This window comes from Maribacter stanieri, from assembly GCF_900112245.1.
Lineage (GTDB): Bacteria > Bacteroidota > Bacteroidia > Flavobacteriales > Flavobacteriaceae > Maribacter > Maribacter stanieri.
In genome coordinates this window covers 1003927-1019757 of sequence record NZ_FOYX01000001.1, presented here as the reverse complement: position 1 = coordinate 1019757, position 15831 = coordinate 1003927, and the positions used below count along the sequence as shown (strand labels likewise).

General features: G+C 34.6%; 14 protein-coding genes. 11 read left to right on the top strand and 3 right to left on the bottom strand.

The window, feature by feature from the left end; translation table 11 throughout:
- Window position 1: 1 nt before the first annotated feature.
- Window positions 2-877, bottom strand: coding sequence for an ABC transporter ATP-binding protein (locus BM296_RS04465; RefSeq protein ID WP_036145802.1), 876 nt, complete (start codon window positions 875-877; stop codon window positions 2-4).
- Between the two features lie 356 nt (window positions 878-1233).
- Here BM296_RS04465 and BM296_RS19390 point away from each other — a divergent pair, with 356 nt between their 5' ends.
- From BM296_RS19390 to BM296_RS04440, 6 genes are all read left to right on the top strand, one after another.
- Window positions 1234-1383 (top strand): hypothetical protein, encoded by a 150-nt coding sequence (locus tag BM296_RS19390; RefSeq protein ID WP_177214919.1) that lies wholly within the window; start codon window positions 1234-1236, stop codon window positions 1381-1383.
- 22 nt (window positions 1384-1405) lie between these two features.
- Entirely contained in the window at window positions 1406-2395 is a 990-nt protein-coding gene (gene hemB, locus BM296_RS04460) for a porphobilinogen synthase (protein WP_091901728.1), read from the top strand.
- A 16-nt stretch (window positions 2396-2411) separates the two neighbouring features.
- A complete protein-coding gene (locus tag BM296_RS04455) occupies window positions 2412-3755 on the top strand; it encodes a serine hydrolase domain-containing protein (RefSeq protein WP_091901725.1) in 1344 nt (447 codons plus the stop codon).
- Window positions 3756-3792: 37 nt separating this feature from the next.
- On the top strand, window positions 3793-4917 hold the full coding sequence (locus tag BM296_RS04450; RefSeq protein WP_027065364.1) for a CNNM domain-containing protein: 1125 nt from the start codon (window positions 3793-3795) through the stop codon (window positions 4915-4917).
- 14 nt (window positions 4918-4931) lie between these two features.
- Window positions 4932-5411 carry a methylated-DNA--[protein]-cysteine S-methyltransferase gene (locus tag BM296_RS04445; protein ID WP_027065365.1) on the top strand — a complete coding sequence of 160 codons (480 nt, stop codon included), beginning with the start codon at window positions 4932-4934 and terminating at the stop codon, window positions 5409-5411.
- A 402-nt stretch (window positions 5412-5813) separates the two neighbouring features.
- On the top strand, window positions 5814-6596 hold the full coding sequence (locus BM296_RS04440) for a hypothetical protein (RefSeq protein WP_091901723.1): 783 nt from the start codon (window positions 5814-5816) through the stop codon (window positions 6594-6596).
- Window positions 6597-6958: 362 nt separating this feature from the next.
- Here the strand turns inward: BM296_RS04440 and BM296_RS04435 are convergent, their stop codons facing one another.
- On the bottom strand, window positions 6959-8272 hold the full coding sequence (locus tag BM296_RS04435; protein ID WP_177214918.1) for a serine hydrolase domain-containing protein: 1314 nt from the start codon (window positions 8270-8272) through the stop codon (window positions 6959-6961).
- Between the two features lie 315 nt (window positions 8273-8587).
- Here BM296_RS04435 and BM296_RS04430 point away from each other — a divergent pair, with 315 nt between their 5' ends.
- The 5 genes from BM296_RS04430 (at window position 8588) to BM296_RS04410 (ending at window position 13604) form a co-directional block, all read left to right on the top strand.
- Entirely contained in the window at window positions 8588-10417 is a 1830-nt protein-coding gene (locus BM296_RS04430; RefSeq protein ID WP_091901720.1) for a DUF885 domain-containing protein, read from the top strand.
- Between the two features lie 249 nt (window positions 10418-10666).
- A complete protein-coding gene (locus BM296_RS04425; RefSeq protein WP_091901717.1) occupies window positions 10667-11245 on the top strand; it encodes a hypothetical protein in 579 nt (192 codons plus the stop codon).
- Between the two features lie 419 nt (window positions 11246-11664).
- A complete protein-coding gene (locus BM296_RS04420; RefSeq protein WP_091901716.1) occupies window positions 11665-12129 on the top strand; it encodes a hypothetical protein in 465 nt (154 codons plus the stop codon).
- 149 nt (window positions 12130-12278) lie between these two features.
- On the top strand, window positions 12279-13001 hold the full coding sequence (locus BM296_RS04415) for a 3'-5' exonuclease (protein ID WP_091901714.1): 723 nt from the start codon (window positions 12279-12281) through the stop codon (window positions 12999-13001).
- A 93-nt stretch (window positions 13002-13094) separates the two neighbouring features.
- Window positions 13095-13604: a DUF3124 domain-containing protein gene (locus BM296_RS04410; protein ID WP_091901713.1), complete on the top strand. Its 510-nt coding sequence runs from the start codon at window positions 13095-13097 to the stop codon at window positions 13602-13604.
- Window positions 13605-13610: 6 nt separating this feature from the next.
- Here the strand turns inward: BM296_RS04410 and BM296_RS04405 are convergent, their stop codons facing one another.
- Window positions 13611-15812 (bottom strand): S8 family serine peptidase, encoded by a 2202-nt coding sequence (locus tag BM296_RS04405; RefSeq protein WP_091901711.1) that lies wholly within the window; start codon window positions 15810-15812, stop codon window positions 13611-13613.
- Window positions 15813-15831 lie beyond the last annotated feature (19 nt).

Genomic DNA, 15831 nt, shown 5'->3' with positions numbered 1-15831 from the left:
ATTAAACAGTTTGAGGTTGGTTAATACTATAGAAATAGAAGTCTTCTAAATTATTGGCAACTTCTTCAAACCCTTCACCTGGCACGCCTTCTGCATATACATTTATATATAGGTTTCCACTACGTAAATAAGTAGATAACACATTATATTCTGACTGGTATATTTCAACTTCTTCCTTAGCAATATTTTTACGAAATACTTTGTTATTTAATGTATTTGAGAGTTCTAACGGATGCCCTTGCACCACTACACTACCCTCATTAAAAACAGCCATATTCGTACATAAGTTAATTACATCATCAACAATATGTGTTGATAATATTACTACGGCATCTTCACCAAGCTCACTTAATAAATTATGAAAACGGTTACGTTCTAATGGATCAAGACCGGCAGTTGGCTCATCTACAATAATCAGTTTAGGGTTACCTATCAATGCTTGCGCTATACCAAAGCGCTGTCTCATACCACCTGAATAATCACCAAGATTACGTTTGCGAAATTTGTAGAGGTTTACTTTGTTCAATAAATCGGCAACATATGCCTTACGATCCGTTTTACTCTGTATCCCTTTTATTTTCGCAATATGATTTAACATCATCTCGGCAGAAACTTTTGGGTATACTCCAAAATCTTGAGGTAAATACCCCAATACCTTTCTAAGTTCATCTGGCTCGGTAAAAACGTTAATATCATTAAATTTAATATCACCACTATCTGCTTGTTGTAACGTAGCAATAGTTCTCATTAAAGATGATTTACCAGCTCCGTTTGGTCCAAGTAGTCCAAACATACCGGTGCCTATTTCTAAGTTGACATTATTTAAGGCTTTTGTTCCGTTAGGATAGGTTTTGTTTAAATTGGTAATTGAAAGCATAATTTAATTGGTTTTCAAGGTTAGTATCTAGATATCTAATATGTGTTTAAAATTATCAAAAAGTTACACCAGCGAATAAGAATTTTACTTATTTCATATTACTTCACTTACAAAATAGCGGTAATTATTCTTATTCAAATCGTAAAAGTCATTTAAATTGAAAGTAAACTGCTTTAATAGGCATCTCTTATAAGAATCATTTAGCGACTACCACATAAAAATAAGTGACAACGGCTGTAGCTATTATTCAAATTCCCCTATTTTTGTAGAACTTCAAGATATATATGCTTTGATGAAGTAAAGTCTAAACTTTGCGGACAAAAAGCAATAAAGCGTTTGAATATAAATGTTCGGATATGGCAAAAAAAGGCAAGGCTAAAAATACGTTGAACAAAGCAAAGCATGCCAAGCTAATGGATAGGAAGAAGAACAAATTGAAAAAAGAAGCTGCGCTTAGAAAAGAACGGTTAAAAAGCATTATCAGAAAAAGTAAGGAATCTGAATAAATATTGAAATAATAATAGAATTATGTACCCACTTATTAGAAATAGAAGACTTAGAAGTTCAGAAGCTATACGTAGTTTGGTAAGAGAAACTATAATTTCGCCAAGTGATTTTTTAGTCCCGCTTTTCGTTGTTGAAGGTAAAGGTATTAAAGAGGAAATCGCCTCAATGCCCAATTACTACCGCTTAAGTCTTGACAACTTAACGAAAGAAGTAAAAGAACTTTGGAAAATGGGTTTACGTTCTGTTTTACTCTTTGTAAAAGTCCCAGATAATTTAAAAGACAACAGCGGTTCTGAAGCTCTGAATGAAAACGGATTAATGCAATTAGCCATTAAAACGGTTAAAAATGCGTGTCCTGAAATGTTGGTGATGACCGATGTTGCCTTAGACCCCTATTCTTCTTATGGTCATGACGGTATTGTTGCAGACGGACAGATTTTAAACGATGAAAGTGTTGAAGTTTTAGCAGAAATGAGTGTATCTCACGCCAAAGCTGGTGCAGATTTTGTTGCCCCAAGCGATATGATGGATGGTCGTATTCTTAGCATTCGTGAAGCTTTGGAAGACGAAGGATATTTAAACACCGGTATTATGGCATATAGCGCTAAATATGCCAGTGCTTTTTATGGTCCTTTTAGAGATGCGCTAGATTCTGCCCCTGTAGATATTAAAAATGTACCTAAGGATAAAAAAACATATCAGATGGATTACGCGAATAGATTTGAAGCTATTCGAGAAACCCAAATGGATATTGAAGAAGGCGCAGATATCGTTATGGTAAAACCAGGACTTTGCTATTTAGATATTGTACGTGAAATTAAAAATGAAGTAGATGTACCTGTTGCCGTTTATCAAGTTTCTGGTGAATATGCCATGGTAAAAGCTGCTGCCGAAAAAGGATGGTTAGATCATGATGCTGTAATGATGGAACAACTAACTGCTATTAAACGAGCGGGGGCAAATATTATAGCAAGCTACTTTGCTAAAGATGCCGTTAAGCTTCTAGGATAAAGTTCATATATAATTAATGAATAAAATATTTTTTATACTATTTGGTTTATTCAGTCTAATTCTTGTGGCACAAGAAGAAAAGAATAACCAGCTATTTCTACCTATTGGTTCCAGTTTACAGGAATCCAACATGGCTAAATACGCACTAGACTCTGTGCAGATTTATAAAGAAGTAGATAGCATTATAACAAATGGTATAAAAAATAAAGCTTTTCCAGGTGCTCAAATTTTAGTTGCAAAAGAGGGTAATATTATTTTTCATAATGCTTACGGTTTTCACACTTATGATAGTATTCAACCAGTTGCATTAAATGATATTTATGATCTGGCATCTATCACCAAAATTTTAGGTCCGTTGCCTGCAATTATGAAATTGGTTGATGAAGGCAAGTTAGATTTAGATGTTCCTTTTAGTACCTACTGGAAACCTTGGAGAAGACAGAAAGACAAAGTAAATATTACGCTTCGCGAGATTTTAGCACATCAGGCTGGCTTGCAACCTTACATTGTTTTTCTCAGTGAAACTTTAAAAAATAACGGTCGGTTTAAAAAAAGGTTTATTCGTAAGAAATCGAATAAAAAATTCAAAAACCAAGCATTTGAAGGTATCTACGTAAAAAATAGATTCCATAGAAAAATGTACAGAATCATAATTCGTTCTGAAGTTTCAGCAGATAAAAAATACAAATATTCTGGCTTATCTTTTCTAATCTTTCCCGAGTTAATTTCTCAAATCACGGGTATGCCCTATGCAGAATATATGGACGAGGAGTTTTACAAACCACTTGATATGAAAACTTTTGGATTTCTACCAAGTACTAAAGATTTCTCGAATAAAATTGTCCCTACAGAAGAAGATACTATTTTCAGACATACCTTAACACAAGGTTGGGTTCATGATGAAAATGCATCATTATTAGGAGGAGTTTCTGGTAATGCAGGTCTTTTTGGTACGGCAAATGACCTGGCTATTATTATGCAAATGTTCGCGCAAAATGGGTTGTATGCAGGAAAGCAATACATCTCAAAAAAAACCATCGAGGAATTTATTCAAGTTCAATATCCAGAAAATGACAATAGAAGAGGTTTAGGTTTCGATAAGCCTTATTTTAATAATCATCAATTTACATTGGCAAATGCTTATCCCGCTCCAGAAGTTAGTGCAACAAGTTTTGGACACAGTGGTTTTACAGGCACCTTTGTTTGGGCAGATCCAGAGAATCAATTGATTTATATATTTCTTTCGAATAGAGTGTATCCTACTAGAGAAAATCGTAATATTTACGACTTAAATATTAGACCAGCAATACAACAAATTTTTTATCAGGCATTTGATAAATCAAAACAGCACAAACCTTAGTATATTTATTAATATCTTCGATTTATAAAACAACCCTATGGGCTTACTACTATTTTACGCGTTTATTTCTATTTTCTTCTCTTTTCTGTGTTCTATATTAGAAGCAGTATTATTGAGTATTACTCCTACTTTCATAAATGTAAAAATGAAAGAAGGCCATTCTTATGCCAAAACCTTAGAGGCACTTAAAAAAGATGTAGACCAACCCTTAATTGCTATTTTAACCATAAATACTATTGCCCATACTGTTGGCGCAATTTTAGTTGGTGTACAAGCAAAAGTGGCATACGCCGAATTATACGGTAGCGAAACCAAAACAATACTTGGTATATCTTTTACAGAAGATCTAATGGTTGGGGTAGTTTCTACCATTATGACCATACTTATTTTGGTAGCGTCTGAAATTATACCTAAAACTATTGGAGCAACATACTGGAAACAACTTGCTAATTTCTCTACAAAAGCTCTGAACATTATGGTTTTAGGCTTAAAATACACTGGCTTGTTATGGTTATTACGTCTTTTTACCAAAATGGTAGGCGGTGGCCAACACCATGGTAGTGTTTTAAGTAGAGAAGATTTTCATGCCATGACAGATATGGCACATGAAGAAGGTGTTTTTGAAAAATCTGAATCTACCATCATTAAAAACTTACTAAAGTTCGATGAAGTTTTGGTGAAAGATATTATGACGCCAAGAGCGGTTATGAAAGTAGCATCTGACGAAAAAACGATTGCAAATTTCTTTAATGACAACCCAAAATTGCGATTTTCTAGAATTCCTGTTTATACTGAAAACATTGATAATATTACCGGTTTTGTTTTGAAGGATAATGTTCTAGAAGAAATGATCAATCAGAACGGAGAAATTCCGTTGAAAGATATTAAGCGCGAAATTCTGGTAACGCGAAGAAGTACGCCAATACCTACCCTATTTGAAATATTCATTGAAAAACGTGAAGCTATTGCGTTGGTTGTTGATGAATATGGTTCAGTTAGTGGAATTGTAACTATGGAAGATGTTATAGAAACGCTTCTAGGACTTGAAATAATGGATGAGAGCGACAATATTGCCGATTTGCAGAGTCTTGCTCGTAAAAACTGGGAAAAACGTGCTCAGGCAACCGGAGTGATCGAAAAGCCTACTTCGCCAGACGAATAAACTTCAAGAATGCCATGGAAGAGGATATTGCTTATATAAATACACCTTTAGGAGTTGCCAAAATTATTGGCGATGCTGACGGACTTACCTCTATAACCGTACTGAATTCCGACGAACCTCTTACCGATGTTATTCCTGAATCTTTAGAAGATGCCGTTTATCAATTAAACGAATATTTTGAAGGGATAAGAACCAACTTCGATTTAAAACTAAACCCTGAAGGAACAACATTTCAAAAGAAGGTTTGGGTAGCGTTGCAAAACATCCCGTACGGGAAATCTACATCTTATTTAGAACTGGCAAAATCTTTAGGAGATCCCAATGCCACCAGAGCAGCCGCCTCGGCAAATGCTCGAAATCCGTTATGGATTGTTGTGCCATGTCACCGAGTTATTGGTCTTGATGGTTCTCTTACGGGCTATGCCGGAGGCTTACACAGAAAACAGTGGTTATTAAACCATGAGAGTCCGTTTAAACAGCAAAGTTTGTTCTAAAACAGTCAGTTTAGCCGATTAAAGAACAAACCACCTGGTTTGTTAAGCGCCCAAAACACCCTCTAAACCTAGTACTCGTTGCATTTTATCGATACAATTGCGAGTGCTGTCGTTACTATCCATAATTGTAAACATATGCTACAAGTATAAAACCGACTACGTGGTCGGTTCGTTATTTTTAGAGCAATTCTATTCTGAGTTCTATGAATACCAAATACCTCCATAGATTTTATAGCGATTATGGTTTTCCGTATTGGAATCTGAGATGTTAATTGTAGGTTTATTCTTTAATAGTATATTAGCTAGGTACGCTTTAACCGCCAAAACAAGAAATAAACGTTCCCTGGTCAGTTTATACGTACGTTACCAACTATTTTAAAGCAACCAACTTCACAACCAATAATGAATGATATTTTAAAACAATTTGGAGTTGCCATTCCAATCTTAACAGGATTTTTAATTATTTGTGGCTACATGAATTTATGGATTGTGTACTCACATTTTGGAATAAGAATAAACGAGTATTTAGAAATAAAAGAAATATTGACATTATTCATGCCCGACATTTTAAAGTATTTCCTAATGATAGTTATAGGCATTGTGGGTGGTTTAATTTTCACAAGACATATAGGAAATAAAACTAGTACCGATTATGACAAACTTAGTTCCTTGCCTTTTTGGAATAGATTAATAATTCATGTAAAGAAAACTAGCTTTCTGTTTCCTTTGGCAGTATTAATTTTAATTTTCTTCATAATACCACATGACTTTATTTTTGATATTTCAGGACATAAACCTAGAGAAAAATTTGAAATGACTTTCTTGTTACTATATCCTGTAGTTATTTTCTGGACCATAATCTGGGAAGAAATTAGCATATACCTAGTAACTGAACAGAAGATTAAAAATCACTCGTATTTTTCTATTTTAAGCTATGTTCTAATGTTCTTTATTTGGGGTTCTATATCTTCAGCTATAAAGGATATCGGATATTCAAAAGTGGGAAAATACCAAGTGGAATTTGAATATTTAAATAAAGAATACTCAACTACAAGCAGCATTTTATATATTGGACAGACGCAAAACTTCCTTTTTTTGCATGATAGTGTAAAAGGGTCAAATAAAATTTTTGAACGTAAAAACATCCAAAACCTTGAAGTTAAAAAGGTAGAAGGTTATGACTAGAATTCAATCGAACCTAAGATGGACTTCACTCGGATGGAATTAAAACGGACTAAAACGTGCTCACTCACACGGAGAAAAACAGTTGGTAACAATGGCTATAGCAAATAGGGCAAAAAGCGCTATATTTAAAGGCTTGGGCTTGTTTACTAAGTCCGCAAAATCTTTTGGATTTGGCAATTAAAAAAGAAAAAATAATTACAAAACAAAAAGCTCTGGCTCGCAGACCAGACGGAAACGAGAAGTTTCCTTGCCTGCCCTACTTGCCATAGCCGAGACGTTACAGGTTAGAAAATACTAAATTACATCAGAGAACTTAACAAAGCGCTAAAGAACCCTGCATAGAGAAAGTATTAATAAAATGGTTAACGATTAATTTGTTCGCCTACTGCACGGACAATTCGGATCAAATGCTCTTTGCTTTCTAAGTGACTAGTATGCTTCCAATTTGCCATGAAAACTATGGCGATTTCGTTCTTGTAATCCGCAAAAATAAACTGGCCAAATGAACCTATCGTATGCATCAACCCATCATCTCGCAGCATCCAGACTTGATTTCTGTAATCTTCCTGTTGTCCAAGTACGAAATAAGGCGATAAGGGTTCTGTAGGTGGTTGGTCAAATGTTGCTTCAAAATAACTCTCGGGGATTACCCTTTTACCTTTAAAACTACCTCTATTTAACATCATTTGGCCAAACCTAGCAGCATCCCTTAGTGTTATTGCCATACCCCAGCTAGCGCCTGCATTGCCGTCTTCATCAATCGAAATAGCTGCATCATAGCGGGCTTGTAAGGGGCGCCAGAAGTTTTCTTCTATCAACTGTGCATATTGCTTACCTGTAACCTGCTCAGCAATCATAGCCAACACCTGAGTATTCATATCATTATATGAAAATTTGCTGCCAGCTGCGAACGATGGTTTTTGAAACTGTTGAATAAATAACAAAGTTGAACGATGTTCAACGCCTAGCGCCTTTGGCTTCAGCCCCATATGAACTTCACTCATAAAGCCAAAATCTTCTGTCTTGTGGTAGCTACCAAAGTCAGGAAACCCCACTTCCATATCAAGCATATTTTGCAGCGTAGAACCCTTGAAAACATCGGCATTCAAGTCAGGTAAATATTCGTCCACATTAGCGCCTAAATCTAATAGGCCCTCGCTTGCCAACTTATGGATTAACATACCGGTGAATGTTTTAGAAGTAGATTGTAAAATTTGAATATCATGTTTTTGCATGCCTTGGTCGTAGGTTTCAAAAACTAGTTTCCCCTCATGCATCACTGCAAAACCTTTCATTTGTATTGACTTCAGAAGGTCTGGTAATAGCACATCTTTTTCCGTATCAACAGAAACGTTTAGCTCCATAAGATTGAAGGGGTCATTTTTTATTTCTTCAAGTGCTACTGCTTCAGGGTCAGCGTGGATGGTAGCCATTGGTATAAACTCTCGTGGGTGATGACTTGCATAACGGCTATAAGGCCAATACTGCCAATTAAGGAGATTGATATCACTTCGCTCGAACGGCATATCAAATGGATAGTTGCGTATCACATCAAGCTTTTCATTAATGCTTACTGCTTCACTATCTTGGGCATTGGTTTGTGTGCTGATAAATGTAAACCAAAACACAATTAATATTTGAATTACTTTATAGTCTGCCTTCGAGTTTTTTGCCATTTTTATTTTTATTGAAGATAGCGAAATTATATATGTCATTTATTGTCTGCCCTTTAATAAAAATGAATAACCACCTGTAACACAACATATAAACAATACGATCTTTGCACATAATCGAAAGGTTTTTGTATTTTTATGACGACCGCTAAATCTTATGGATTTAGCTTTCGACAAGAAAAAACTAAACCCGCCCGAACGTGCCTTTTCGATACGGGCGGGCAGTAAGCTTTAGCTCCTTGCACAGACGGAAACGAAAAGTTTCCTTACCTCCCCCGCTATGCTTAGCTCAGGCGTTAGCAGCAAAAAATAAATCTTATGAATAATCGCCTTTTAAACCTTACCGTAGTAGCACTGGCTTTACTACTGTTTTCTTATGCTCCAATAAGTACGCTACCTACAGCATTGCCAGAAGGTACAATTATTGAAAAGCTTAACTTTATTAAGAATCCTAAGAATTTCAATAGTGAGAGCGAGCGTCTAAAACTACTTTTTGAAACGTACTCTCAATACCAAATAGAGTCTTCTCCAGTACTGGCTACATTTTTTGGCAAACCCGGATATGATCACCTTTGGGATGATATTTCACCTGATGGATTTGAGAAAAATTTATCTGTCCTGAAAATTTTTGACGAATCTAAAGATTGGTTTAACCTCGATGAATTAACAGAAGATGACAAAGTCAATTTCAACATCTTTAATATATCCATAGGCAACCAATATTCTCTTAACAGTCAATTTCCAGAACAATACTTAATCTTAGATCAAATTCAGGGCATTCATACTATCATTCCTACGATTATTCAAATGATGCCCACCAATTCTCCAGAAGCTATTGAAAACATCATATCTAGACTTAAGGGGATTCCAGCTCTTTTAGAAGGAGTTGAAACGATCCTTTCAGAAGGAATTGAAAAAGGAATTGTAATGCCAAAAAATACGGTGGAATTAGTTCCTGACCAATTAAGAAACATCAATGCTGAAAAACCAGAGGAAAGTGTGTTTTATATGCCTTTCGCCAATCTGGAAGACCAGGAGCCTATTCAAAAGAATGTTAGGGAAATAATTGTTACGAGCATTAATCCTGCATTAAATCGCTTCACCTCTTTTATAGAAGAAAAATACCTGCCAAACACACGTGAAACCTATGGCCTCAAGGAATTACCAAACGGAGAGGCATGGTACAATGAACGCATAAAGTATAATACCACCACAGATATGACCGCTAAGGAGATTCACGATTTAGGACTCTCTGAAGTAGCACGCATCAGACTTGAAATGCAAAAGATTATATCAGAACTTAAATTTGATGGAGATATTAATGATTTCAACGATTTCTTAAGGGAAGACCCTCAATTTTATTTTGATACCCCTGAAGAATTATTAGCTGCTTACCGCGATATATGTAAAAGAATCGACCCTGTTTTACCTAAACTTTTCGGCAAACTGCCAAGGCTCACTTATGGCGTAAAGAGAGTTCCCGCATATTCGGAACAAGGGAACACAACGGCATATTATAATCCGGGTTCATTGCAAGCGGGAATACCAGGATATTTCTTTGCCAATACCTACAATCTAAAAAGTCGCCCCAAATGGGAAATGGAAGCCTTAAGTATTCATGAAGCAGTTCCTGGTCATCACTTACAGATTGCTCTTGCTCAAGAATTAGAGAACGTACCAGAGTTTAGAACCATGTTAAACTTCACTGCATTTATAGAAGGTTGGGGACTTTATTCCGAAAGCCTAGGTCCAACTCTTGGAATGTACAATGATCCATATTCTAAATACGGACAATTAACTTATGAAATGTGGCGCGCCATACGGTTGGTTGTTGATACTGGTATACATTCTTTTGGATGGTCTAGACAAGACGCCATAGATTATTTTAAAATGAATTCAGGAAAAAGCGAAAATGATATTACGGTTGAAGTAGATCGATATATTGCTTGGCCAGGGCAAGCTTTAGCTTATAAGATTGGTGAACTAAAAATCAAAGAACTTCGAAACCGATCCGAAACAACTCTGAAAGATAAGTTTGATATTAGAGCATTTCATGATGTTGTTCTTGGTAGTGGATCACTTCCATTAGATGTTTTAGAATACAATATTGACAACTGGCTCAATGAACAAATAACTATTGAAAAGTAATGCTACTAACAGATGATATAACACGTGCCATACCTGAACGTTGCATAGCATTTTAAAGTAAAAATATAGTTTCGAAAGAAGAACTGGAAAATTTCGTGAAATAGAACCAGAACAATTGACTGAATTTCTTGATGAAGTTTATCATCATTACAAACAAATAGAATGGTAATTAGAATCCTTAGAATTGGCAACTATGGAGATTGATAAAATCAATTCAGAAAATTAACGAAAGCACAAGCTAAAAAACTATTGAAAGCCAAACAAACATATCTAAAAGGAAAGTCAATTTTTAAAGTTTCATTAGTCGTTATTGTAATTACAATAACGACCGTTTACCTAACAGGCGAAAACTATAACAGAACTATAACTTCAAATCTTTATTTATCCTTGTTTGTAATTGGAACAGCTCTTTTCTTGTTTATCACCTATGGTCTTTATAAAGGAATAGGATTAACTGACAACTTTCCAAAATTCAGAGAATTTAAAACTGGTGAGTTGATTGCAAATTCAGGAAATGGAGCAAATTTACCAAGTATAGAGGTTGGTGATGGCATTAGCGGAGTTATAATGTCAATACTACTATGGATTGCAATGACAATAATTCTCTTCGTTCTTCTTATTCTTATAGAAGCAGTTTTCTGGATTTCAATATTTATAATTTTGACAATGCTCTATTGGGTGTTTTTTAGAGCGCTAAAATTTGTTTTCTCTAAATCAAAAGACACTAAAGGAGATATAGGAATTTCAGCAATTTATTCTCTCGGTTATACGACATTGTATCTTGGTTGGATTTTCGGAATTGTTTACTTAACAGATTTATTGGGTTAAAAAACTCGTGTTCAACAAAGCCAAAACGTAATGCGGACTTTACATCTAAATCTCATGGATTTAACTATCGACAAGAAAAAAATTTAAACAATAAGCTTTAGTTTCAGGTACAGACCGAAACGAAATTGTTTTCTTTGACCTAAACCATTCATAATTTGAGGGTTATACATAAAATATCAAAATGAGGAAATTGGTGTTTGGAATATTTATAAAATTTTGGGAAGGACACTCAAATCATCCATTGATAAGACAGCAAAGTCTATATTTAAATAACATTAAAGAAACACTTGGAAAATAAATTAATTATTTAATGATTTCTACGTAACCTTCAAATTAAGAATGCCAAGTATTTTCGCTTTAAATAACTATTACAAGTGAAAGAACTAAATATAATATCCGTGTTTCTAGTTTTAATCATTATGTTATCCAATATTAATTTCAATAGCACTAATAATTTATTAAAAACAGGAAGTATTTCTTTCGTTTCAATGCAATCAACAAATAATGATGGATTTTCTATTAGAACTAACGTAGACATCTCACCAAATTTAAAAATTCGTTTTACAGATTCTGAATGGAATGGAAATCATTTTGGTTTTGATGAAAATGACCTTATATGGATAAATGGAAATGAAGTCATACCTGCAAATACAATAATAAATTTTACCAATTTAAATTCTAAAGCCTCTGTTTCTAAAGGAAGAATACAAGGTTCTATGGGCATATCAAAACAAAATGACGCGGTATTTGCCTATTTAGGCGATAAAAGAATGCCAACTATTTTTTTAGCTGCGATAACAAATAATGAATTTGGTTATGGTACATTGATTAATACAGGTTTAATAAATGGAAAAACTGCAATAACAATCCAAAAGGAACAATAGATTTCAATTACAGAATCCAAATCATTAACCTCAAATTTGGCAACATATTTTAAATTTCTATTAGTAAGAGCTGAAGAACTTTATATTATATTAAGAAGGATAGCAAAGAAATTATCATAATTTACTACTTATTAGTAACTTACTTTTCTATGCCTGATAAATTACAATTAGAAAATATACTCTTCTTAGATATAGAAACCGTACCAGAAAAAAGCTCTTTTGACCAGTTAGATGCAACCACGCAAGAACTGTGGGCACACAAATCTCAATATCAAAGAAAAGATAATATAACTGCCGAGGAGTTCTACGAGCGTGCCGGTATTTGGGCGGAGTTCGGTAAAATTGTTTGCATATCCGTTGGTTATTTTACGTTTCAAAACAGTGTTAGAAATTTTAGAATAACCACTTTTCACGGAGATGAAGCCAAGCTGTTAGCTGATTTTAAAATCTTATTAGACGAGCACTTTAATCATGCTAAAAACGTGCTTTGTGCCCATAACGGTAAAGAATTCGATTTTCCGTACATCGCTAGAAGAATGATTATCCATGGTATTTCTTTACCTCAAAAACTAGATCTATTTGGTAAAAAACCATGGGAGATACCGCATATAGACACCATGGAGCTATGGAAATTTGGTGATTACAAGCATTTTACTTCATTAAAATTAATGGCGCATGTGTTGGGTATACCTTCCCCTAAAGAAGATATTGATGGTAGTATGGTACGTGTAGTCTATTATGAAGAAAATGATTTAAACCGTATTGTCACCTATTGCGAATTAGACGTATTAACTACCGCACAGGTCTATTTAAGATTAAGAAATCAAGAACTTTTAGCCGATAATGAAGTAAAGAAAGTTGCTAATGAATAGAATCGCGTTAAAATTAGCATCTATCCATATAAAAACAGCACTAATGATGTAATTTTGTTAGTAACGTCATTTGTTCAAAAACGAGCCATATTTATGAAAAAAATCATCTTATTATTCTCCATAGTTACCGTATTTATTAGCTGTATACAAGAAAAAGAGATAAGCTCTATACATCCTGAAAATTGGGCGAAGAGAAAAATTACCATGAAGGTTCAAGATTCTTTAGAGCATGGTAAGTCTTATTTATCTATCTATTCTCAAATCTATAGTAGCTCTGAACATAAAACCCATAATCTAACTGCTATGGTCAGTTTACGAAATACAAGTGATGTAGATACTATTTACCTTTCTAAAGCTGAGTATTTTGACACACATGGGGTTTCGTTAAGAAATTACTTTAACCACCCTATTTATTTAGCACCTTTAGAAACGGCTGAAATTATTATTGACGAAATGGACGTGGAAGGTGGTACCGGTTCTAACTTTATTTTCGAATGGCAAGCACCAAAAGATTGCCCAGAGCCATTATTTGAAGGTGTTATGAACTCTACCGTTGGTCAACAAGGTCTTTCTTTTACTACACAATCAAGAAGAATAAATTAACGCTATTTAGTACTTATAGAATTTAGTGCTTTTGTTTACGTTGAAATCTTGAATCTGTAATACATAAAGTCCAGATGGAAGATCAGAAACATTTATCCTTGCATTTGTAGCTGAATCCATTTTCAATTCTACGCCGCTAGTGCTCATTATTCTATAAACCGAGGTTTCTGAAGTTTGAACGTTTAATTGAATTTCATCTACCGCAGGGTTTGGATACACACTGAAAGGAATTTCAGAATCTGCACTCAAAGCATTAAGCGTTTCTAATACTGTATCTTCTCCGCTAAAAGTAAATGTAGCTACTTCGCTAAATTCAGAAGCGATGTTCTGAGAGCAGAAAGTTCTCAATCTAAAAGAATACGTAGTATCAAGTAATAACCCATTCCAGCTAAAATTATTTACTGAAATGTATTCTGTAGTCCAATTTTGTTGGTGTACTTCTTTGTACTGAATTTCATAAAGCGCATCTTCAGAAGCATTCCAAGTTAAGTTTACACTAGATGCTTCAGTTTCCTCAAGACTAATATCTTCAGGAGCATTAATAGAACATGTAGTCATTTGAACACCAGAAACAATCAATGAAAAATCTTGTGCGTTATTTACAAGGTCTCCCTTATGCGATACCGTAATAGTATATGTACCCTCTGCATTAGGAATTTCAATTCTTTCAAAAGGATCAACTCTATTATCTCCTTTAGTAGCAGCATTGTTAGCCTGACCAGCATTTAATTTCCAAGGTAAAAATGTTTGTCCGTTTTTAGTAATTCTAATATCCAAGTCATTTACCAATGCAGCAGTAGTATTGTTTAATTCACCAGAATTGATAAAACTAGATTCTACATCTGTCCAAGAAATAGAAGCAATTAATGTTTCATTACCATTTGCTGTAATTTCAAAAGAAAACTCTTCGCCATTTTCTAAAGACTCCTCGGCAACATGACTAGAAAAATCTTTATTATTTAATACCTCAGCGGCATTTTTAGAATTCATGATACCCCAACCCATTTTATAATCAGGTCCTTGAGCATCTATATCATCTGCCGTGTGCAAAGCCAGCCCTTTTAAGGTAGCTGCTTTCATATATGAACCGTATAACTCCATGTTGTACTGTTGCAATAATAATAAAGAACCAGTAACGCCCGGTGTTGCCATAGAAGTACCAGAAGATGTGTTATAACTTGTATTACTAGCAGAATCTGTAGAAAGAACAGAACCACCGTTACCTGCAATGTCTGGCTTAATACGCCCATCATCAACAGGACCAAAACTACTGTAAGTAGAAACATCGGCACTTTTTAAATTTCCATTTTTATCTATATCAGAATTTGCACCTGCGACCGTAATATTATTTTTTGAAATGGTAAAGCCTAATAAAACATCAAAACCATCAGCAGTCTTACCATAAGTAGGTGTTTCATTATCTCTACTTTTCTGTGCATTACCAGCAGCGGTTACCATTAAATAATAAGGAGCATTATACATTATTTTATCCCAATCTTGAGCAACCTTAGTATAGGCCCCAAAATACCAATCTGGCACACGGTCTGCTTTAATACCGTAAGAGTGGTTAGAAAGAAGAAGACCATCAGCAGCAGCATCGGCAACTTCTATTTTATCTCTTGTCCAATCATGAGAAACAATCTTAGCCATACTAGCAACACCTTTAGCATCTTTTTTAAGTCCGGTTGAGATAATACTACCAGAAACTCTTGTAGCATGTGGATCTACATCAGCATTTTCATCACCAATTGTTAATCTAGAAGTATATTCAATATGGTTACTTAAAGCAACACCAGCATCCCAAACACCAACTTTCATTCCGTCACCATCTAAATGCAATCCCATCATACCATCCGTATTTAATGTGCTTGCTCTAGAAACCAAACCAGCTTCATCTGAATACGTTTCATAGTATAAAGGACTACCATCTGTACCAATACCTTGCAATTCAATTTTTTTACCGCTTGCAAGTGTTTCCTTTAATTTCCAATTGTTTTGCTTTGCAACCTCATGAAGACGCGTCTTTTCAAGAGCATACTCAGAAACTAAATTAGATTTGAAATTTGCCAATTCGGTCTTCTTATCATTTGCTGCGATACTTAATCGTTGCTTAGAAGTTTGTCCATTAACGATATTCGCTGCAGAAAACACTAAAAATAGTAGTATTAGAATACTACTTGTACGGTAGGTGAAATTATAGGTATTCATCGTTAGGTTAAGATTGTAG